The organism is Shewanella sp. ANA-3 (assembly GCF_000203935.1).
Classification (GTDB): domain Bacteria; phylum Pseudomonadota; class Gammaproteobacteria; order Enterobacterales; family Shewanellaceae; genus Shewanella.
In genome coordinates, this window is the sequence record NC_008577.1 from 1,966,397 (window position 1) to 1,989,063 (window position 22,667).

Annotated in this window: 17 protein-coding genes; 14 read left to right on the forward strand and 3 right to left on the reverse strand. The window is 47.7% G+C overall.

Going from position 1 to position 22,667, the window contains the following annotated elements:
* Positions 1-262: 262 nt before the first annotated feature.
* Entirely contained in the window at positions 263-1,945 is a 1,683-nt protein-coding gene (locus SHEWANA3_RS08855; RefSeq protein WP_011716703.1) for a L,D-transpeptidase family protein, read from the reverse strand.
* A gap of 226 nt (positions 1,946-2,171) precedes the next feature.
* On the opposite strand from SHEWANA3_RS08855, the gene SHEWANA3_RS08860 reads away from it, so the two are divergent.
* The 8 genes from SHEWANA3_RS08860 to SHEWANA3_RS08895 all read left to right on the forward strand — a co-directional run bounded on the left by SHEWANA3_RS08860 (position 2,172) and on the right by SHEWANA3_RS08895 (position 11,791).
* On the forward strand, positions 2,172-4,079 hold the full coding sequence (locus SHEWANA3_RS08860; RefSeq protein WP_086017250.1) for a propionyl-CoA synthetase: 1,908 nt from the start codon (positions 2,172-2,174) through the stop codon (positions 4,077-4,079).
* Positions 4,080-4,401: 322 nt separating this feature from the next.
* Positions 4,402-4,716: a quaternary ammonium compound efflux SMR transporter SugE gene (gene sugE, locus SHEWANA3_RS08865; protein WP_011716705.1), complete on the forward strand. Its 315-nt coding sequence runs from the start codon at positions 4,402-4,404 to the stop codon at positions 4,714-4,716.
* A 227-nt stretch (positions 4,717-4,943) separates the two neighbouring features.
* Positions 4,944-6,470 carry an NADP-dependent phosphogluconate dehydrogenase gene (gene gndA / locus SHEWANA3_RS08870; protein ID WP_011716706.1) on the forward strand — a complete coding sequence of 509 codons (1,527 nt, stop codon included), beginning with the start codon at positions 4,944-4,946 and terminating at the stop codon, positions 6,468-6,470.
* A gap of 537 nt (positions 6,471-7,007) precedes the next feature.
* The gene (locus SHEWANA3_RS08875; RefSeq protein WP_011716707.1) at positions 7,008-9,125 is read left to right on the forward strand and encodes a S8 family serine peptidase; all 2,118 of its coding nucleotides are present in this window, start codon (positions 7,008-7,010) and stop codon (positions 9,123-9,125) included.
* A gap of 10 nt (positions 9,126-9,135) precedes the next feature.
* Complete coding sequence (locus SHEWANA3_RS08880; RefSeq protein ID WP_011716708.1) at positions 9,136-9,600, forward strand: hypothetical protein; 465 nt, start codon at positions 9,136-9,138, stop codon at positions 9,598-9,600.
* Positions 9,601-9,950: 350 nt separating this feature from the next.
* Positions 9,951-10,565, forward strand: a complete 615-nt coding sequence (locus SHEWANA3_RS08885) for a hypothetical protein (RefSeq protein WP_244096602.1) — start codon at positions 9,951-9,953, stop codon at positions 10,563-10,565.
* A gap of 109 nt (positions 10,566-10,674) precedes the next feature.
* Positions 10,675-11,202 carry a hypothetical protein gene (locus SHEWANA3_RS08890; RefSeq protein WP_011716710.1) on the forward strand — a complete coding sequence of 176 codons (528 nt, stop codon included), beginning with the start codon at positions 10,675-10,677 and terminating at the stop codon, positions 11,200-11,202.
* 289 nt (positions 11,203-11,491) lie between these two features.
* Positions 11,492-11,791: a hypothetical protein gene (locus SHEWANA3_RS08895; protein WP_041412989.1), complete on the forward strand. Its 300-nt coding sequence runs from the start codon at positions 11,492-11,494 to the stop codon at positions 11,789-11,791.
* A 69-nt stretch (positions 11,792-11,860) separates the two neighbouring features.
* Here SHEWANA3_RS08895 and SHEWANA3_RS08900 read toward each other — a convergent pair whose 3' ends face one another.
* On the reverse strand, positions 11,861-12,760 hold the full coding sequence (locus SHEWANA3_RS08900; RefSeq protein WP_011716712.1) for a LysR family transcriptional regulator: 900 nt from the start codon (positions 12,758-12,760) through the stop codon (positions 11,861-11,863).
* 199 nt (positions 12,761-12,959) lie between these two features.
* On the opposite strand from SHEWANA3_RS08900, the gene SHEWANA3_RS08905 reads away from it, so the two are divergent.
* Positions 12,960-13,439: a DoxX family protein gene (locus SHEWANA3_RS08905; protein ID WP_011716713.1), complete on the forward strand. Its 480-nt coding sequence runs from the start codon at positions 12,960-12,962 to the stop codon at positions 13,437-13,439.
* 71 nt (positions 13,440-13,510) lie between these two features.
* Positions 13,511-14,320, forward strand: a complete 810-nt coding sequence (locus SHEWANA3_RS08910) for a class III extradiol ring-cleavage dioxygenase (RefSeq protein ID WP_011716714.1) — start codon at positions 13,511-13,513, stop codon at positions 14,318-14,320.
* Between the two features lie 152 nt (positions 14,321-14,472).
* Here the strand turns inward: SHEWANA3_RS08910 and SHEWANA3_RS08915 are convergent, their stop codons facing one another.
* On the reverse strand, positions 14,473-15,348 hold the full coding sequence (locus SHEWANA3_RS08915) for a 1,4-dihydroxy-2-naphthoate polyprenyltransferase (RefSeq protein WP_011716715.1): 876 nt from the start codon (positions 15,346-15,348) through the stop codon (positions 14,473-14,475).
* A gap of 324 nt (positions 15,349-15,672) precedes the next feature.
* Between SHEWANA3_RS08915 and SHEWANA3_RS08920 the strand changes: the two genes are divergently transcribed.
* The 4 genes from SHEWANA3_RS08920 (at position 15,673) to SHEWANA3_RS08935 (ending at position 22,604) form a co-directional block, all read left to right on the forward strand.
* On the forward strand, positions 15,673-16,626 hold the full coding sequence (locus SHEWANA3_RS08920) for an SDR family NAD(P)-dependent oxidoreductase (protein ID WP_011716716.1): 954 nt from the start codon (positions 15,673-15,675) through the stop codon (positions 16,624-16,626).
* A gap of 114 nt (positions 16,627-16,740) precedes the next feature.
* Positions 16,741-17,607: an acyl-CoA thioesterase II gene (gene tesB, locus SHEWANA3_RS08925; protein WP_011622398.1), complete on the forward strand. Its 867-nt coding sequence runs from the start codon at positions 16,741-16,743 to the stop codon at positions 17,605-17,607.
* 1 nt (position 17,608) lies between these two features.
* Complete coding sequence (locus SHEWANA3_RS08930) at positions 17,609-18,013, forward strand: YbaY family lipoprotein (protein WP_011716717.1); 405 nt, start codon at positions 17,609-17,611, stop codon at positions 18,011-18,013.
* Positions 18,014-18,701: 688 nt separating this feature from the next.
* Positions 18,702-22,604 (forward strand): S8 family serine peptidase, encoded by a 3,903-nt coding sequence (locus SHEWANA3_RS08935; protein ID WP_011716718.1) that lies wholly within the window; start codon positions 18,702-18,704, stop codon positions 22,602-22,604.
* Positions 22,605-22,667 lie beyond the last annotated feature (63 nt).

Here is a 22,667-nt window from a genome sequence, read left to right on the forward strand (position 1 = left end):
AGTTAATCATTTTTTAGCAAGATATATGAAGTTTACGTAAAGGTAAAGATTGCTTCGTGGTTAGTCTGAATTTTTTGTCAATTCTTGTTGCCACTCGCTCGAATGACCTCAAATCAACCTATTGATATTAATGAGCTAAACACTGAGTAGGAAAGGCACTTTTGATGCGGGGAAGTGCCGCGTTGCCCTCGTCTTGAAATTGGGCAACGCAGCGCAGTGGATTGAGCAAGCAACTTGTATCAAAAGCCGCGATTATCGGCGTTTACTCCATGGTGTTGAGCAAGCCATCATCGGCTAACACACCCTCATAGGTTGGGCGGTTTAACGCCTCGATAAGGACCGGATCGCGTTTATATACGTCATTGTAAAACTTGATTTTCCCGTCCTTTAAGGTGACGGTCCAATACATGATCAAAATGTCTAAGGGTTCATCTAAGAACAGGTTTTCCGTTTTTCCCTCACTTAATTTGCTACTGAGCGTGCTACTTGACCAATTGGCATTGGCACTCAGCAATTTATCCGCCAGCACGAGCGGATCTTTGACTCGAATACAGCCATGACTGAAGGCTCTATCCGTTTGTTCAAACAGACTTTTTGCTGGCGTATCATGTAGATAAATCGAGTATTGGTTAGGGAAGATAAACTTCACTAATCCCAGTGAGTTATCTTCACCCGGGTCTTGCACAAACCAGTAGGGGAAGTTTTTGCGCGTCATGCTATGCCAGTCGATGCCGCTTGCATCCACGGGTGTGCCCGAGCCTTCGACCACTTTAAAGTGTTTCTTCTGTAAATAATCGGGCTCTTTACGCAAGTGATTGATGATTTCAGTCGAGATGCTGCGGGGCACAGTCCAAGTAGGGTTAACGACCACGTATTTTAACTTGGATTTAAACAGTGGTGTTTTAGCGTTAATTTTGCCGATGATAATGTCGGTTCGCCAGCTTAAGCTGTTGTCTTTAAAGAGTAACAGCTCGTAACCTGCCAAGTTGACGATAAGATAATTGGTGGGCAAGTTTGCCGATAACCAGCGCGCTCGCTCGAGGTTAATACGGATCTGATCGACCAGTTGCGAGTAGGGCACATTCAGCGCCGCCATAGTGCCCGCACCAATCACGCCATCGGCTTTGAGACTATGGTCGGTTTGGAATTGACGCACCGCAGCTTCAAGCGTGCTGTCGTACGTTAAGGGCTGGTTCACGGCGGCGCTATTGTCCGCTGGCGCGCTTGCCGCTAAGTAACCTAACTCTGTTAGCCGTGTAGCAATGCCTTGTACCGAAGGGGAAGTGCTGCCGGGCTTGATGACTTCCGTATAGGGAATGGGGCTAAAGGGATAGCGTGCCGCTAAGTCTTTGTACTGGGCAAGATACTGTTTTAGCTGGTGATAGGGCTCAATCTTAGGCGCTAAGCCTGCAATAGCATCAGCCACAGTGTGTGCTTTTATGTGTTCTTCGAGCTGCTTTAACGTGGTATCGAAATCCAGATGGGTTTCATCATAATTCCAAGTTTTGCCGAGCATACTGGGGTTCACTTTGCCGTTTAGCAAGTGAATGGCGTAGGTGATGATCCCATCGCTTAGTAGCACTTCAAATACACTGCTGCGGTATTCATCCTGCCAATTCGAGGCACTGAGCTGTTGGTAAAGTTCGACTAGCTTGGAGTAGTGATAATCTTCCTTCGACAACCCTTCATCATCGGCACTTTTAATCACATCTAGCATAGTGCCCGCGTAGTCTCTGTCTTGCCAGAGCGGCTGATATTGACGCACTTGGTAGACCCGCGACAGCAACTTGGCACTAATGACCTGAGTATTGTCGACCTTGGCTCGTTCACCAATAGATAAGGGTTCGAGTAAAGTTTCTAGCTGCTGGGTTGAAGCAATGCCGCTCGCGCTAACGAGACTGAGGAGCAGGAGTAAGGTAGGTTTGAATTGTTTGAAGCGCATCATAATGAGTATTTCTTTCCATGAAAAAATCCATTAAAGACATAAGACTATGTTGAATCATTTCGCACAGCAAGTGTGCTGTACAATTATCCAACATGTTTAACAATTTTAGCGGCTATATCCCTTAGTCTAATGGGGGAATAGTGCGGGGCAGGTCATAATCAATTTGGGAAGGAAGGGGAGAGTTTCATCTGTGGTGACACGGGTGAGTGTCATGATGGGAGGCCTTATGACAGATGCTGGACAACAATTACATCAGACATCTATTGCGAATAAACAGGCATTTTGGCAACAAGCCGCCAAGGCCTTAGATTGGGTTACGCCGAGCAAACAAATATTAGATGAAAGCGAGGCACCGTTTTATCACTGGTTTAGCGATGGCGAGTTAAACACTTGCTACAACGCGGTGGACAGACACGTGTTGGCGGGGCGTGGTGAGCAAATTGCCATCCATTACGTGAGCCCTGTGACGGAAACCGAATACAGCATTACTTATCGTGAGTTGCAGGCTCAAGTGGCAAGGCTTGCGGGCTATTTACAAAGTGTGGGTGTGGCTAAGGGAGACCGTGTCGTCATCTACATGCCCATGGTGCCCGAGACTGCCTATGCCATGCTTGCCTGCGCGCGCATTGGCGCCATCCATTCGGTGGTCTTCGGCGGCTTTGCGGCTAATGAGCTGGCGACCCGTATCAATGATGCTAAGCCAAAGTTGGTGATGTCCGCCTCCTGCGGGATTGAACCTTCGGGCGTGGTGCCCTATAAACCCTTACTCGACAAAGCATTAAATGAAGCCGTGCATAAAGTTGAGCACTGCTTGATTTTAAATCGCCCCCAATATGAGGCGCAGATGCAAGCGGGGCGCGATAAGGATTGGCAAACTGCTTTATGCACTAGCGACAGTGCCGATTGTGTGACGGTGAAAGCCACCGATCCTTTGTATGTGCTTTATACCTCGGGGACCACGGGTCAACCTAAAGGGGTGGTGCGGGACAATGGCGGTCATGCGGTGGCATTGGCTTGGTCCATGGCCAACATTTACGATATTGCCCAAGGGGATGTGTTTTGGGCTGCATCGGATGTGGGCTGGGTTGTGGGACACTCCTATATTGTCTATGGCCCGCTGCTTGTCGGGGCGACGACGCTTTTATACGAAGGAAAACCCGTAGGCACGCCGGATCCCGGCGCCTTTTGGCGCACGATTGCTAAATATCGAGTCAAAAGCTTTTTTACGGCGCCCACGGCGATCCGCGCCATTAAGCGCGAGGATCCCGACGGCGAATTTATTCTAGGTGTCGACTTAAGCTGCTTGAAGAATGTCTTTTTAGCTGGGGAGCGCTGCGATCCTGATACCTTACATTGGGCTGAAGCCAAACTGCATAAACCAGTTATCGACCATTGGTGGCAAACAGAAACGGGCTGGCCAGTAGCGGCAAACCTGATGGGGGTGGCACCGATAGCCGTTAAAGCGGGATCGCCTGGTCGACCCGTCCCAGGATATGAAGTCGATGTGGTCGATGAACTGGGCGCCAAAGTGGCGGCGAATGTCTCAGGCAACGTGGTCATCAAATTACCGCTGCCACCGGGTACGCTCACTACGCTTTGGCAAAATAATAAACGCTATCAAGACAGTTACTTATCTATGTACCCAGGCTATTACCTCACGGGGGATGCGGGTTACATGGATGAAGATGGCTATCTGTATATCATGAGCCGTATCGATGACATTATTAACGTTGCTGGCCATCGACTCTCCACCGGGCGGTTTGAAGAGGTCCTGTGCCAGCATCCCGATGTGGCCGAAGCGGCCGTGATTGGCGTCGATGATAAACTCAAAGGCCAAGTGCCCTTGGGCTTAGTGGTGCTGAAAAAGGGCGTGACCATTACGGACGAGGAACTGCATAAGCAGTTAATTGCCCTCGTTCGCCAAGAAATTGGTCCCGTCGCGTCCTTTAGGTTGGTGAGCGCGATTCAAAAGCTGCCGAAAACCCGCTCGGGCAAAATCCTGCGCGGCACTATGCGTAAAATTGCCGACAATCAGCAATATACGGCGCCAGCGACGATTGAAGATCCACAAACCCTCGACTTAGTCCGCACGACCTTAACCCGCATGGGCTATGCCGATGCTCTTGTGGGCTAAGTGACAAGGCAGTAGTGAGCGGTCAAAAATAAGGGCCGTACAGCCAAGATAAAGCGATAGTCCGATGAGAGCAGTCCCATCTGATTATCGCTTTTATTTTGCGGAAAGGGCTGGAGCCCAAGGCTTGCTCTTATACATCACTATTTGCTAGTCTAGCCCGCATGCTTAATAGTAAGCCTTTACGAAGCACTATTAAGGCATTGGATCTAAACTTTATATCTAGATTCAAATTGTTAGCGACATTAAACATTTCACAACGGCTTAGGGACGACCCTAAATACGCCGATATCAATTTGGGGACGACCCCGTATGGGAGTTCTCTATGAGCTGGTTTCTATTAATTCTTGCTGGGCTATTTGAAATTGGTTGGGCGATCGGGCTTAAGTACACCGACGGATTTAGCCGCCTCTGGCCGAGTGTGTTTACTGTATTCTCCATGACAGTGAGTGTGCTGCTGTTGGGGCTGGCGGTTAAGCAGCTGCCGATAGGCACGGCGTATGGTGTTTGGGTCGGCATCGGTGCCATGGGCACGGCAATTGCGGGCATTATTTTGTTAGGTGAGGGCGTGAGCCTGCTGAAAATCGCCAGCTTAATCCTGATTTTACTTGGCGTGCTCGGCTTAAAACTCGCTCATTAATCCATTTACTTCCCTAGGGAAGAGCTTGCCCAGATGTATACGATTGGTAAAGATGTTTGATGAGATCTAGGAATATTCTCCTGAAAAAACAACACATCTTAGGCTGTAATCGAGATTGCCAATCGTATGTATCGTCTATTGTCTCTGGTAATTAAGTTACAAAGCCCGATATAATTACACCTCCAAATTGGTTATTTCTAACCTCTGTGACCCGTGGGAATTATATAATGCAAAACCACAGCAATCTTAATGACATTGGCGTTATTGGCCTTGGCGTGATGGGAAAAAACCTCGCGCTAAACATTGCCGACAATCAATATCGCGTCAGTGCCTTCGACCTTGATCCTGTTAAAGTCAATGGTGTTTTACAACAAGAAAAACAAGAACGTGTAGGACAGGAGCTGCGTATTACAGGCTGTGCTAATCTTTCAGAAATGTTAGCAAGCCTCGCTCACCCCCGTATTCTCGTGCTGTCAGTCCCTGCGGGTGCGCCTGTGGATGGGGTATGTCATGCCCTGATTTCTGCCGGTATCGAAGCGGACGATATCGTTATCGATACGGGCAACAGTCTTTGGACGGACACCGTTGAGCGCGAAAAGCGTTACCAAGGGAAATTTATCTTCTTCAGCTCGGCGGTTTCGGGTGGGGAAGTCGGTGCCCGTTTTGGCCCTTCATTAATGCCAAGTGGCGATCTTGGGGCTTGGCAGAATGTGGCGCCGATTTGGAAGGCCATTGCTGCTAAGGTTGATCCTCAAACAGGGTTGCCGATTGAACGTTTTGAGCCGGGCAATCCCGTGACCGACGGTGAGCCTTGCACGACCTATATTGGTCCAGCTGGCGCCGGGCATTATGTGAAAATGGTGCATAACGGGATTGAATACGCCGATATGCAACTGATTTGCGAAGCCTATCAGTTAATGCTCGATGGTTTAGGCATGAGTGCAGCACAAGTGGGTGAGGTGTTTGAACGCTGGAATAAGGGCAGTTTAAATAGCTATCTGATGGGGATCAGCGCCGAAGTACTCAAACAGGCGGATCCACTAACCGGTCAGCCGTTAGTTGAGATGATCCTCGATAAAGCAGGGCAAAAGGGCACCGGGCTTTGGACTGCGGTCAGCAGTTTGCAAATTGGTTGTCCCGCTCCCACTATTGCCGAAGCGGTTTATGCGCGCGCGGTGAGCACCCAAAAATCCCTCCGTGTTGAGCTCAGTAAAAAGCTCGCAGGTCCTGCCTCCGTGGCGATGGATGATGCTCAAAAAGCCAGTTTAATCGATGCCTTAGAGAGTGCGCTCTATTGCGCGAAAGTGTGTTGCTACGCCCAGGGTTTCCAACTGATGGCGATGACGGCGCAGGAGCAAAAATGGCAGCTCGATTTTGCTGAAATCGCGAAGATTTGGCGTGCGGGTTGTATTATTCGTGCCACCTTCTTGCAATCAATCACTCAAGCTTATCAAGCGGATGCGGACTTAAGCTGTTTATTGATGGCAGACATCTTTGCAACTACCTTGTCGGAAAAACAAACCGAGTGGCGCAGTGCTGTAGCAGCGGCTGTGATGCAAGGGATCCCTGTACCTTGTATTAGTTCGGCACTGGCCTATTACGACAGTTACCGCAGCGAGACCCTGCCAGCAAACTTGCTTCAAGGTCAAAGGGACTTTTTCGGTGCCCATACCTTTGAGCGCTTAGATAAGCCCGCTGGCGAGAAATATCATTTAGATTGGAGTGCCCCAAACAGGGTATTAATTAAACTCTAGATAAATTGTAAAAAGGCCCCTAAATAGGGGCTTTTTTATTGCTTGGCTTTATTTTGATAAATACTGAATGTTATTTAAATGTTGATTTAGAGGTGTTTAATTATATTATTTGCCGTATCTATAGTATGGTTATTTTTATAAATGTAACATCATAAAAGGATTTGAATATTTAAAAATGTAAAAAAGTATGTGTGTTTAACTGTTTGTCATACTGTAAATTTAAAACAATTTAATTTTATATAATTTATTGTTTTAATTTAGTTTTAACTCAATATGCTTCGCTTTAGCTTATCTTGGTTTCTTTTTAATGTTGTCGATAAAATAATCACAAATATTTAATCGGTCTACCATTCTATTTATATTTGTTTTCACAATTATTTCTTTTGTGTTAAATCTTTGCTTCCTGTTTGGTGCTTGTGTTTTATCGGGAATCATAGGGAATAACTAAAATAACAGAACTTAATGCGGAATAAGGTTAATCAAAATTATCACGCCAAATTAAGTTGCAATAAGTAATGACAAGAAGGAATGTCTACTATGCGTATGTCCATTGTTGCATTGAGCATCACGGCGGCCTTATTGGCTGGCTGTGGGAGCGATGATAAGAAGGCTCCGGCACCTGTGCCTAAAGTGAATACTGCCCCGACCACGGCGGATATGACTGTTGATGTGTCACAGTCGATGCTGTTTACTGGAAAACTAGAAGCGAGCGATGCCGAAGGTGGTTTGACCTATTCATTGGTTGACCCAGCCGATCTTAAACTGGGCACCTTTACGCTAGTGAATAAAAACACTGGCGAATTTACCTATGCATCCGATGCCAGCGAAGGGACTGAAGTGGTTCGGTTCAAAGTGTCAGACGGCCAATTACAGGCTGAAGCCAATCTGACAATCAATATTAAGCATGGCGATCCACTCTTTACCTACCAATGGCATTTAAAAAACACCGGGCAGAATGCTTTTGCGGCTCACCGCGGTGTGGCTGGTGAAGATATGAATGTGAGCGGTGCGATTTCAGATAATGCCATGGGACAAGGTATTACCGTTGCTGTGGTAGATGATGGTTTAGAGATTGCGCACCCAGATTTGATGAACAACACGGTCAATGGCGGTTCTTATAATTTGATTACCGGCACAGTTGACCCAACGCCTTTCTCGGGTGAATCGGGCCATGGTACCGCCGTTGGTGGAATTATTGCGGCCGAGGGCTGGAATGGTATCGGCGGTCGTGGTGTTGCACCTAAGGCTAAGTTGATTGGCTTTAACTTTTTAGACCAAGACCCAACGGGTAAAGTCGAGAACGTTCAAACATTTGAAAACTTTGCTAAATCACATGGTGCTAGTGCCTATAGTGATAGCGCGCGTGTCTTTAACCAAAGCTATGGTTACAGCGTGCCATTCCCACATGGTTTTGATGAGGATGAAACCGAAGTTTATCAAGATATTGCAACCCAAAGTTTCGATGGTAAAGGCAGTATTTTCGTTAAATCTGCAGGCAACGGCTATAACTACTACCGTTACCGCACCTTCTGGTTGCCTGGGGATTACTTCACTGCAACGGCGGAAAAGCCTGCTAACCATGGCTTACCTTTCCATAACTCCAACATGTCCTCTGACAATGCTAACGTGTATAACTTAGTGGTCAGCGCCATTAACGCTAAGGGCGAGCTCTCAAGCTACTCATCTGTGGGTTCGAACATTTTCGTCACTGCACCGGGTGGTGAATATGGTGATGACGATCCAGCAATTGTGACTACTGACCGTATGGGATGTGAGAATGGTTCCGCGATTGCTGAAGATAGACCGAGCACGCCATTCCACGGTGGGTTGAACCCATTAAACCCTAACTGTGACTACACTTCGACCATGAACGGCACCTCGTCTGCAGCGCCAAATACCTCGGGCGCGGTGGCGGTGATCATGAGTGCGAATCCAGATCTCTCTTGGCGTGATGTTCGCTATATCCTCGCCAAGACAGCAACCAAAGTAGATGCGGATATTGCGCCTAAAACGGTGACCATAGGTGAGGGTGAAGCCGCTCCAGTGTATACGGCTATCCCTGGCTGGTTGCAAAACGCGGCTGGGTTCTCTTTCCATAACCTCTATGGTTTTGGTCGTGTGGATCTTACCGAAGCCGTTAAACTGGCTAAATCCTATGCCGAAGATTTAGGTGACTATGTGGTCACTGAGTGGCAAGCAAGCCCTGAACTCACTAAGGCTATCCCCGATGCGGACGTCAATGGTGTGACTGATACCCAAGTGGTCGCAGACGATTTAGTGATTGAAGCCGTACAGATTGAGCTGACTGCCGACCACCTACGTCTACCGGATTTAGCGGTCGAGCTGATTTCACCTTCGGGTACTAAGAGTGTGTTGATGACACCTTATAACGGTTTAGTTTACCAAGGTGTGATGGATAAAACTGACCCTGATGATCTGGTCACTGGCTACGATGCAACTCCTATGTTATCGAATGCCTTCTATGGCGAATCATCAAAAGGTGAATGGACAATCAAGCTGATTGATGTGAATAGCGGTAGCTATCGATTTGTTAAATACGATCAAGGCTATATCTCTATCCCTAACGAAGCCGATGGCAAGCTGAAAGGTTGGTCAATTCGTTTCCATGGCCATGCTGCCAAGTCTGCATCTTAAGGAGTAATCAATGAAAGCGTTAAATTTATCGTTAGTGGCTGTGGCCCTTTCACTGTCGGTGCAGGCGATGGCGCATGACAAAGTCGAATTTACTGAACCTCAAACCGAGTCTAAAGGTGTTCAGGTTAGTCGTGCTGAGTTTTTAGGTTTGGATACGCCTTACTTTGTAAAAACTGAGTCAGGGGTTAAGCAGGCTAAGCAGTTGGTCAAAGGGCAAAAAGTGGTCACCCAATCGGGTAAGGCCTTTGCCGAAATGACGGGTAAATTAGTGGTTAAGTTAAAACCTGGTGTGTCGGCTGCCGATTTTGCTAAGGCCCATGGTCTAAAAGTAGATTGGCAAAATAACAATAACTTATTGTTGCTTGCTGCCGATGAGGGCACAGATCTGCTCGGTTTAATTCAAGCGATTAAAGCCTCGCCAGAGGTTGAGCGCGCCAAACTTGACCGCGCACTCGCCAAGCAAGAAATCCAATAATCATCTTGTTAGGTTAACATCGAATAAAGGGCCGCAAGGCCCTTTATTATTCTGATGGTCTGCTCAATAGAAGTGATAAAAGTGGCCAAGTTGAGATAAAAACCGTGGATAGTTAACTACTTAATGATAAATCATCTGGTTCTAGGCGGGCTTGGTGATTACAATCTGCGCTTAAGGGTTATATTTTTACTGACTGCAGCCAATACCTAGCGGCTGAAGACAACGCAGCTCAAGCACCTAACTCAAACACCTCTATGAACTACTGGAATAGCGACAACTTTGAAGGATTAAAGGCGATAGGGGCCCTGTATTCTGCCCGGAAGGGGTATGAACTTTTTGGTCAATATTGCTTGCAAAAAGAGCAAGGACTAAAGAAGCAAGCGATTGCGACGGTAAACCAATTCGTGTCGCACTGTAAGACCCTGCCCTTGGCAGAGCAAAGGCATATCGCAGAGGAGCTATCTTCCTTAGGCTTTTGGCACCGTGAAACACACCAGTTACTCGCTTATCCCCTTATCATGCTGCTAAAAGGCGTATTGTCCCAATGGACGTTAGATGAGCCCAATAATCCCATCCCCCACAAATGGTTAGGCTTCATTGGCGAGGATATCTCCTCCTATGAAAGGGCGTTGGCGCTCGAGCCTACCGATGAAATTTGCCTCACTCAAGTCGCGTTGTCCCATTTAAACAGTGTCGATTTTCAGACCCACCATTTATCTGAATCTGTATTGCTGGGGGAGATATCGCGGGCAAAAGATTCGTTAGCGTCAGCACAAGCATTAATCGCACGATTACAGACGAAGGAGAGTAAATCAAGGCTGCAAAACCAGCATGATTATTACCAGTCGATGATCAATTGCTGGGAGGAGTATTCCACTCTTGTTGGGGTTGAGCCGTTTCCGGATTGGTGCGCCGCTAAAGGCGAACAGTTTGATTTTTGGTCAATTATTTATTATCAACGCTGAGCGAATTTGTTCGCGGGATAAGAATGATTAAGCGGTATGTCGGGCAAATTAGGTCACAGTGGCTGCAGATTGCAGGATAAACCAACGATAGACTTTCAGTATCAGCATCATGAAAAACGATATTATTCAATCACTCGCATCCATTCAACGGCTCTTTGAGGCTGAACTTATTGCTTCTATCCAGGCGGCAAGTACTCAAAAATCCCCCTATGGTTATGCGTTACTGCTAGGCGAAGATCTGCAAATGGCGTATCCCATTGCGGTGACAAATTGTGAGTCAGATTTAGTCGACCCCACTGATACTTACAGTCGATACATTCCCGATGAATGGCTCGAATGGCACGATGACCATTTTGCGAAGGTTAAGCATGCTTACAAAGCCTTATATCAGGCATTTTCACAGGTCTATACCGTAACTGATGAAGCTTTTTGCTACACAGAGGTGGCGCTGGAGTTTATGGAGCAACTCTATGCCATGTATTTGGCGGCCATGAAAAAGGTAGTAGGGCAGTTTCCCGATGTGAGTTATTGGATTATTTGGATATCTGACAGTGACAGAGCCATTATCACCGAATCGTTTTGGACGCTTAATTCGGGTCATGTGCGTGAAGAGGCTGCCATTTATTTTGAGCAGTAATCTTTTGGCACTACTTATTAATAGTGACCAATTGCTTTACTCTTGCGAGTGTATGCGTCAGCTTTAGTGCCTAAATTGAGAGCTTAATGTGATGTGCTATTGTGATGGGCTATCGTAAGAGCCTAAAGTGAGAGGCTTTCGTGAGAGCCTGTTGTAGGTCGTATCGTGCACGTGAATATCCTTAAACTTGAAATCCCCACAGTGTTTGGTAAGTTGGAATAAAGCTGTTAGCACTATTCAATGGAGTGAAACTATGCAAGAAAATCAGACTATTCAAGAAAGCTTAACTATGCAAGAAAGCCTAATCAAGTCTGCTATCGCGACGGCGCAAGATGGTGTGGTGCGAGCCGATGGCCAGCTAAGTGTTACTGAGCAGATGGTTTGTTTTTCCCCTTACAATAAAACCTTAGGACTTGGGCCATATCAGCTGCAAAGGAAGGATATCGCCAAGGTTGAATCCTGTTGGGGTAAGGGCGGAGGCATTTTACCTGTGACTTCTGATGCGATAAAAATCACCTTGATTGATGGCAGCGAGTATCAATTTATTTTGGCCAGTCCCCAAGAGTGGTTGAATCTGCTTAGTCATTAGCTCTTCGACTGCTCCATAAATGCTTATTCAGTCGACATATCTTGAGCGTGTGATACCCAGATTGCTTGCTTAGACGCTTTGCTTAGCGGCTAATTGGACTAAGTTTTCCCACAGTGCCTGCGCCACTGGGCCTAATGGCGAGTGGGGTGGACGCATCACATAGTAATCGAGTTGGATAAGGTTCTGCCTTTCCCGCAGCTCCAGTGGTAATAGGCTTCCATCCGCAAGGGCTTGTTCCACTAAATAATGTGGTAATTTCCCCCAGCCCATGCCGCTCTGAATGAGCATTCTCTTCGTATAAAAATCATTAACATACCAACGGCGTTGCCCAGCTTGCACCCCAAATTCGATATTGGCGGTGCCAGTGCCGGTATCTTGGATCACAATTTGGTACTCGTTCACCAATTCGCGCACATGGCCTAGAGTGGGGTGGCGACTCAGTAAGCGCGGCGAGGCCACATCCAAGAGACTGCCTGAAAATAAGTAGGCCAGCTCAAAATGGCTTGAGCGTATTGGCTCGATGCCGCCCGCTGAAATGGCAATATCGGCTTTGCCTTGATTTAAGGCTTCAAGCGCGCCGGTTAAATATTCTTGTTTAAGAATGATTTGAGTGTGAGGGAACTCATTTTGTGTGCGCTCCAGTATCGGCAAGATGCGGGTAAGATTAAAGGATGCTTCGAAGGCTAAGGTGATGCTGGCCTCGTTACCTTTAGCTAAATGCTTAGCGACTTGTCGCATCTCCTGCGCTTCATTCAACACGCGCTGGGCGTATTGCAACAGCTTTCGGCCCTCTTGAGTGAGCGTTAAGCGATACCCTTGGCGGTCGAACAGCACTAAATCTAACTGGGATTCCAGCTGTTTAATGCTCTGACTGATCGCCGGTTGGGTCTTATGAAGTTTGTCACTGGCGGCCTTTAGTGAGCCGGCGAGGGCGACGGTATTGAACATCAGCAGTTGTTCTAAGGTCATGGCAAGACTCTTAAACAAATAAAGAATTATTTTAGGAGATGTTAGATATTATTCCATATTTATTTATTTTTTGTGGGCGCATAATTCCGCCATATGACAGTAGTGGGCTCAATGCGAGTCCACTACTTTGCGTTTAGGGTGCCGTTTAGCGAGGGTTAATGCTGAACAGGGGCTAAAAGAGATGAGTAATGAGGTAGTTATGTCGATAAATCAATTATGTTTAGCCAAAGGCAATGCAGATAAAACCGTTGCCGAGACTGACCCTCAAAAACTCTTTATCTGTGCCAATACCTTAAATCGTGCGGCGGTGGTGGTGACGCTGGCGATGAGCATAGTGTTTTTATTCTCGGGCATGGGCAAGTTACTCAGCGTGCCGTTTTTCCATGTGCCCTTTAGCGTGATGAATTTGCCCACGGGTTTTGGCTATTTTATCGGTGTGATTGAAGTGCTGGGCGCGATTGGCATTGGCTGGCGTGAATATCGAGTCCTGTCGGCGACGGCATTACTGTCGGTGATGATGGGGGCTATTTACTACCACTTTAATTACGAAACCACCCTGAGCGCGTTACCCGCACTGTCTTTATCTGCGCTGTTGTTTTTAATCATCAAGCTCGATGAAACCGTTGATAGATTAGTGCGTTTTCAACGTCAGCTGGTGGACATGAAAGCGGCTTTCTAATTCTTAGTCACAAGGCTGGCAAGATCTGATTTACAAGTGATAACTAACGGTTTCATCAAGAGAAGTTTATTATGACGCACGCGAATTCCGCTTTAATGCCAGTGTTATTTGTTCCCCATGGTGGCGGGCCATTACCGCTACTCAATGATGTAAATCATCTGGAGTTAAGGGCATTTTTATCCAAGGTTTCGGATACTATCCCGACACCCAAGGCCATTGTATTGGTGACGGCCCACTGGGAAGAGGCGCAGGTGACACTGTCGAGCCATCCCCATCCTGGCATGTTGTTCGATTACTATGGTTTTCCCCCTGAGGCCTATACGCTTTCTTATCCTGCGCCCGGTGAGCCACAGCTTGCCGAAACGATTGCCGGTTTGCTTAAGGCGAGTGGAATTGAGGTGCGGCTCGACAATCAGCGCGCCTTCGATCACGGCACCTTTGTGCCACTTAAGTTGATGTATCCTGAGGCGAATATTCCTGTGGTGCAAATGTCCTTAGTGCGGCACCTCGACCCGAGTGCCCATATCGCGATCGGCGAGGCGCTTGCGGCATTGCGCGCGCAAGGGGTGTTGATTGTCGGTTCTGGCATGTCGTTTCACAATATGCGCGCGTTTTTCTCCGGCGATCCTAAGGTGTTGCCTCGCAGCCAAGCGTTTGATACTTGGTTAACCGATGTAGTGACATCAGGCGATAGCCACGCCAAGGCACAATTAATCGATTGGCAATCGGCGCCAGAGGCGCGTTTTAGCCACCCAAGGGAAGAGCACTTAATCCCTTTACATGTGTGTTTTGGGGCGGCGCATTTGCAGACGCCAAAAGCTATGCATCAATTTAGTGGCGTGTTATTTAACACCGCAATATCGGGTTATCTCTGGTCTTAATTTGCCCCTAAAAGCAAAAGGTTCGTCATGTTGCGTATTAAACGCTTCGTGACGAACCTTTTGTATTTTAAGCCTGGTCTATTTTACTAGCCGCCCTGTGGGCAGTTTTTTAACTCAACTATGGGGCAATTCCGAGACGTTGATATTCCCGTTTAGGCGGTAAACACTAGTCCCACACTGAATAGAGTACTGAAAATCATGGTGAGTTTTGCCGTACGTCCCAATAGCGGATTGAGCGCTTCACCCGATACGGCATAGAAATCGCTACTGAGTTTACGGGCAATAAGCAGGGATAAGCCCGCCAGCAGTACCGGTAGGCCCGGCAGAATCCCCAGTAAGAATCCCGCGATCACTAAACCAAAGGGCAAGTAAATTAAGGCTTGATACAAGACTTTGGCCTGCGCCTCGCCAATCCTTACCGCGAGCGTATGTTTGCCCGCTTGGGTGTCGGTACGAATATCGCGGGTGTTGTTGACCAACATAATGGCGGCGTTAAATAAGCCAATCGCACAGCCTAGTAGCCAAGCATTCATATTGGTATCACCCGCCTGCAGATAATAGCTGCCGACCACGGCGACTAAGCCAAAAAACACAAAGGCGGCGACTTCACCTAGCCCGTGTGATGCCAGAGGATACGGGCCGCCGCTGTAGCCGAGGGCGCCTAAAATGGCCGCCGCCGCTAAAATAGCAATCGGCCAGCCGCCATGCCAAATCAAATACGAGCCCACGGTTAATGCTAGTACTAAGCAGAGGACCATCGCATTGCGTACTTTATGGGGGGGTATCATGCCACTCTGGGTTACGCGAACCGGACCAATACGTTCGGCGGTATCAATGCCGTTTTTAAAGTCAAAGTAGTCATTGGCGAGGTTGACGGCGATCTGCAATAGGATGGCGCACAACATCGAGGTGGCGGCAATTAACCAGCTAAAACGCTCAAGGTGCAGTGCCAGAATATTACCAATTAACAGGGGACCGATTGCCGCGGGTAAGGTGCGGGGCCTGATGGCTAAAATCCAAGGATTCATGATGTCCAGTCGTTATCTAAGAAAAGAATTGGGTAGTGAACAGCGTCATAGCATAACAAGAAATTGCGTTAAAGTGAGTACTATCTAATACACGCATGTAATAGAGTTTGAATTGGCGCACAGATGTTTCGCTTTCAGGGGAAAGATTTGTCGCCAAGTTCAAAGAAAATCCACTATGCCTGTGTTTTTATATCCCCTGTGATCCACAGCCGAACATCGGTTAAGCCGATGAACTTCACCCCTATTTTTGCAATAACCAGAGCTGTGGTGTGAATGGTTAAGTGTGGCGTTCAGCGTTAATGTCAATGATAAGGATACGATAGGATGCGTTTCGATAATCAAGTGGCGTTGGTAACGGGAGCAGGCTCCGGGCTAGGGAGAGCCTATGCCATTATGTTGGCTGAGCGGGGCGCCAAATTGGTATTAGTTGACCAACCTAAGGGACGTCCATCCCAAGGCGAGGCATTGAGGGCAACTAGCTCTTCTAACTTAACTCAGGTAACTAACACAGAACTGCAGCAAACCCATGAGGCCATTTTGAAGCTCGGGGGAGAATGCCTGTATTTTGAAGTGGATGTTAGCCAGCAGGATGACGTCAAGGCGATGGTGCATCGCCTACAGCAAGATTGGCAACGCGTGGATATTTTGGTCAATAACGCCGGGGTTTACGGCGCGTGCTCCTTCGAGCATATCCAACAAGCCGACTGGCAGCGACAGTTTGATGTGGATGTGCATGGTAGCTTTTATCTGACTCAAGCAATTTGGCCGCTGATGAAGGCCCATGGCTATGGCCGAATTTTGATGATCACTGGGGTGTCGGCGTTGTTTGGTGACTTACATCAAGTCCCGTTTAGCGCCGCCAAGATGGCCCTCGTCGGTATGGTTAACAGCCTTGCTTTAGAGGGCGAGCAATATAACATCCATATCAATAGTCTGTGCCCGCAGGCACTCACGGCCATGACCCATAAACACTTAGCGCCAGCGATTCAACCGCTGTTTTCCTTTGATACGGTCACAGCGACCATGGCATTTTTAGTCAGCCATGCCGCACCGAATGGCCAACATTTGCTCGCGGGGGCGGGCAGCGTGAGTCATGGGATGTTTGCCGAATTTCAGTCCATTTATTTCAGTGAGGGGCTGTGCACACCCGATAAACTGGTCAAGTACTGGCCTGAGTTGCATTATGCCTTTCCGATTAATCTGCATACCTGCGGCGAAGATAAAGTGTTGGCTTGGTCAAAACAGAGTGCCCTTGAGCATCATATTAAGATTGAGTAGTGCTTTGGGCGTGCAGAAGCCACAAGATGCAATAAGCTAACGACTCTCTACTGGTCAGCCCTAGTCTAACTGAGTTACCCTTGGGCATTAGTTGCTAATTTTCAGTAGGATCCCATGAGTCAGGTATTAGACGATCTCTTATCATTATTATCCCTCGAGCAAATTGAAATCGGGCTGTTTCGTGGTCAAAGCCAAGACTTAGGATTTGGGCATGTGTTTGGTGGTCAAGTGATGGGGCAGGCCTTGAGCGCCGCTAAGCAAACCGTGCCAGCCGAACGTAAAGTGCATTCGCTACACTCTTATTTTTTACGCGCAGGGGATGAGAAGCTCCCCATAGTCTATGAAGTGGAAAATATGCGTGACGGCGGCAGTTTCAGTGCTAGACGCGTGAGCGCAATACAAAAGGGGCGGCCGATTTTTCATATGACCTGCTCCTTCCAAGAACCCGAGGCGGGCTTTGACCATCAGGCCCAAATGCCTGAGGTGCCGGGCCCTGAAGGTTTATTGAATCAAAACGAGCTGGCGATGACCTTAAGGGATAAAGTGCCCGCGCGCATTCTCGAAAAGTTTATGGAAGACGCGCCGATTGAGATGCGGTTAGTCAATCCTTTGCATCCCTTCGCGCCAAAAGAAACCGAACCCTATCGCTATGTGTGGCTAAGGGCGAATGGGCCAATGCCAACGGATGCCCATATTCACGAGTATTTGCTGGCCTACGCCTCTGACTTTAACTTTTTAGTCACGGCGGCTCAGCCCCATGGTGTGTCCTTTTTAACGCCGGGGATCCGCATGGCAACAATCGATCATGCGATGTGGTTCCATCGCCCAATTAATATGGGAGAATGGTTGCTCTACAGTATCGACAGTCCAACCGCCAGCGGTGGACGAGGTTATGTACGAGGCCAATTTTTTAATCAGCAGGGTGAGCTTGTCGCCTCGACGACTCAAGAGGGGCTGATCCGTATGGTAAAAGGAAGTTAATATGTTGATGAAAATAAAGTTGTTTATGTCATTTTTACTGGTGACATTTGCCTTAAGTGGCTGCGTGACGGTTCAACCCGATCCTCCGGTGGTGGTTAATGGGGCGGCGGGCTATTTGGAAAAAATTCTCCTGCCCCAAGGCAGTGAAATTACCATTGCTATTATCGATTTGAACACGCCCGGCGTCATCATTGCCCAAAAGAGCTTTAATATCGCTAGGGCGCCTGTGCCGTTTAAGTTCTTATTACCGGCGAAATCTATCGATAAACGCATTAATTACGGCGTGGTGGCCATGATCAAGTATCAGGATAAGGTGATTTTTCAAACCTATGACCGCTTCCCTGTGATTAACAATGATAAATACACCACTGAAGTATTGATGAAAGCGGTTCGCACTGAACAGTAGTCGAATGTTTTAAAGCCTATAGGCAGGATGCGTGATTGCATTTTATCGAAAAGGGGAGTTAATCCCCTTTTTTATTGCTTGTTTTTCACTCAGCTATTTTTTCAGTTCTGTTATCCGGCGGTCTTACTATTATTGGGTGACCATACTGCGTATTTCGTACAGAGTATTACGTACATTGCGTTTCGTATGACTGTGACTTAGATAAATAAGTACGACATTCGTTAAATAATATGCCGGTTATTTGTCCATGCAATCATTGAACTCATCACAGCCTTAATTGTGAGAAATTATGTCTGCTTGAAATAATTTCATTTAAATCTAATCCGTTTCTATCTTGATTTATCAGTTTTGCAAACTGTTAATTATCAATTAAGAAAAGGATTTATTAATGAGTGATAATGAATTTTTTATTTTGCTTTTAAGCACTTGCTAACATTCCTTTTCACAGTGTAAACCATCTGCCATTCCGTTAACCTGTAAGCGATGAATGTTTATTGAGTACGTCATTCTTATTAATTGATTTTATGGGTAATTATTCGGTTAATAAGGTGTTTCAATATGTATCATTGCGTGTTAAAACGCTGCGGTAAAGTTCTCTCAGTTACAGTCATTTAATGATGTTTCTGTACTGAATAAATATTAAAAATGGAACTTCGGTAGTAATTTTAATATAGCGAAGGAAGCGAACATGAAAACAAAAATTGCACTAGCGGTGTCTATGGCATTGCTGTCGGCTGCGGCAAATGCGCAAACCGTATTATCGCCAACTGGTGAAACGTTACAGTTAGATATTCCAGCGGAATTATCAAATGATTCGACCCGAGGTCAATTAACTGCGGTTAACAACCAAGATGTAAAATTTATTCCTGAGCCAGATTTAGCCGAGGGAGAATATACCTATATCGTGAGATTACGTGACAGCGCGGTCGCGAATTATCAGGGGGATATTCCAGGCTTTAAGGCCACCAGCCCACAACATGTACAGCCGACCTCGCAGGCAAAAAGCACAGGTAAGACAGGTAATGTCAAACTTAATGCCGCCGCACCTGAAGTCAAAAATTACGTCAGTTTCCTCAAGGTCAAGCAAGAGCGCTTTTTAACAAGTGCCAGCGCGGCCATTGGTAGCCGTCTTGAGCCGCTGACCACTTACCAATACGCCATCAACGGTGTTGCCGTGCGTATGACTCAGGCGCAAGCCATCAAACTGGCCGAATTACCTGAAGTGGTTTATATCGAGCGCGAGAAAGTCGAACAGCTTGAAACCGATGTGAGTCAGGCATTGATCGGCTCCCCAAAGGTGTGGGACGGTAGTGCAACCGGCACTAAAGCTATGGGGGAAGGCGTGATTGTGGCGATTATCGACTCAGGGATTAACTCTGATCACGCTTCTTTCGCCGATGTCGGTGAAGATGGTTACGATCACACCAACCCCTTAGGCCAAGGGATTTATGTTGGTGACTGTAAAACCGATTTTGCCAGCATGTGTAATGACAAGCTGATTGGTGTGCGCAGCTACCCTGAAATCACCGATGTCTATGATGATGAAAAGGTTTTCGGCGCGACGCCGCCCGCTAAAAACGGCGAAGATTACGGTGGTCATGGCTCCCACGTTGCCAGCACCGCGGCAGGAAACATCCTGCTCAATGTTCCTTATGTTGAGGGAGAAGTGGGTAAACTCGAAGGTTCGGGGATCCCGACTGGCTTAACGTTTGCGCAAATGTCCGGCGTGGCTCCCCACGCAAACATTATTGCCTATCAAGTCTGTAAGCCTGGCGATCAAGAAGATACTTACAATGGCTGTTCAACTGCGCCGATTTTAAAAGCGATTGATGATGCGATTAAAGATGGCGTGGACGTGATCAACTTCTCCATCAGTGGCGGCGGCAATCCATGGAACAGCGCGACAGAGCAAGGCTTCTTAGCGGTGCGTAATGCGGGTATTTTTGCTGCGGTTGCGGCGGGTAACACCCGGGCAAACATCGCGCAGGTACCTTATTCATCGTCTAAAAACGCACCTTGGTATACCTCGGTGGCTAACTCGACTCACAATCGTGAAGTGGTACGTGAGCTGGAATTTAATGGCAAGACCTTTGAATTCACCCCAGGCTCTGGCCCTGTGCAAACCGACGTTGTGAAAGGACTGCCCGTATTTGCAGGCGCAGTTGATGCGACCAATGTGGAAGGCTGTAAAGTATTCCCTGCCGATGCCTTTAAAGACAAGATTGCCGTTATCAAACGCGGTTCATGTGATTTCGCCACTAAAGTATCGGGTGCATTAACGGCGGGCGCTAAAGCGGTTATCGTGTACAACCGTGATGGTGAAGGCAATGCGCGCTTAACCATGTCGGCATTGGAGAAGTTAAATGTCCCTGCGGTATTTATTGGTAATACCGATGGCGTAGCCTTACTCGAGGCCATGGCCGCCAATCCAGCAGTGGAGCTAACCTTAACCCCGACACCGCAAGCGATTAGCCGTGAGGCCGATGTGTTATCTGCCAGTTCACTGATTGGCCCAAATGCGACCAATGATGTGATTGTGCCTTCGGTGGCTGCTCCGGGTACGGATATTTACGCTGCTTATGCTGATCAACAATTTGGCCATGATAAATCGGGCACAAATCCTGCCGACTTTACCTTAATGTCGGGCACTTCAATGGCAAGCCCGCATGTTGCGGGTGCGGGCTCGCTGTTAAAGTCACTGCACAAGGATTGGACACCGGACAATATTCGCTCCGCATTAATGTTGACCGCTACGACTGCGCAGGCGATGAAAAAAGCCGATGCTAAAACCGTTGCCGATCCGTTCGACGTGGGCGCTGGCCGTATACGTGTGGATTTAGCGGCAAAAACGGGTTTAGTGATGGACGAAAGTGCCCTGAACTATGAAATTGCCAACCCAGTCGTGAACGGCGACCCACGTAAGTTAAACGTGCCCAGCATGGCCGATTCTCGCTGCGTGAATACCTGTACTTGGACCCGTACCGTAACAGCAACCCAAGATGGTAGTTGGACGGCGAAGGGCCAAGCGGTGACCGATAAGTTAGCATTAACCGTGTCACCTGAAAGCTTTACCCTGAAAAAAGGCGCGAGCCAAACCATTACCGTGACCGCCGATGTGACACAAGTGGGCGCAGATTGGGGCTTTGGCAACTTAGTGCTCGAGTCGGCAAGCTTCCCAACGGCGACTATGCCGATTGCCGCTAAGATTGGTAAGCGTAACCTGCCCAATTTAGTGAACATTGAAGCGACCCGTAATGCGGATGAAATCAATCTTGAAGGCTTAAAGGCGGTGGATTTTGCCAGCGTGGGCGCCGAAGTGACGGGCCTAAAGCTGAGCCAAACCATTGAGTCAAGTGTGAAGCAAGACTCAAACAATGCCTCATACACTGATGATCTCGCCGATGGCGTCAAAGTGTTTAAGTTTGACGTGAATGAGAATGCACTGTTCTTCCGTACTTCCATTAGCTACACCACATCCCCTGATCTCGATATGTACGTGCTACTCGATAAAAACGATGGCAGCAAACTTGTGCGAGTGGGTTCATCGGCTAAAGACGGTTCAGAGGAAAGTGTCTTACTCAATAATCCGGTGAAGGGCAGTTACTATGTGATTGTGCAAAACTACAGCGCCTCATCCGCGACGGCCGATGACGTGTTTGGTTTGAAACAATTGACCTTCTACAACAATGAAACCGCAGCGGATAACCTAACGGCGACGCTTTCTGGTGATACTAAAGACTTCGACGTCAAGCTGGCGTGGAAGGATGCGCTCAAAGTGGGTGACGATGGTTTAGCCATGCTGACCCTCACCACGGGTGATGACAAAGTGGCGCCAGTGAAGTTACCCGTTATCTTTGAACGTGTCGGTGATGATGTGCTATCGCCTCTGGGCAATGCGCTAAGTGGTCAGTTGACACCGGGCGTTGCTAAGGTGATGAAAACCCGCATCGAAGCCAACAGAACCCAAGAAACGCGTGTGTATAACTTAGAAGCTATGCTGCCTGAAGGCCATGAAGTGGCTAACATCAGCCATGACGGTAAGCAAGATGGTAATAAGATCACTTGGACGGTCGAGATGCCATCGGGCGCTGACGCGAAAGACATCAGCTTTGAGTTGGTTCCACGTAAGGCGAGTGTCGATAATCAGTTAAGCCTGACAAACAAGGTCAACAATGCCTCGTCAGAAACCCTGACTCAAAGTTACCAGTTTGATGTGTCTGAAGTGGCGCCAGTTGCTAAGGTTGAAGCGCCAACCACAGTCCAAGAAGGTAAGCCGCTGTTTATCGATGCGAGCAAATCATCGGATGCGAACAATGATCCGCTGACCTACAAGTGGACGCAGTTAGGTGGCACCAGCTTTAATTTTGACCCCACGGCGGCCAAATTAAACTTAGTGGCGCCAAGTGTGAATGGTGCGGCGCAAACCGTGTCATTCCAACTGACGGTATCCGATAACCACGGCAACAGCGATTCGAGCTTAGTTTCGGTATCGATTACCGATACTCCGCCGAAGAAGGATGACGGTGGTGCTTTAGGCTGGTTAAGTTTATTACTGCTGCCATTTGCTTTTGGTCGCCGTAAACAGCGTTAATCTGCGACGAGTAAAATGATTTCACCTAAACGTTAGGTGACGCATTAAAAGGGCCGAGCAATC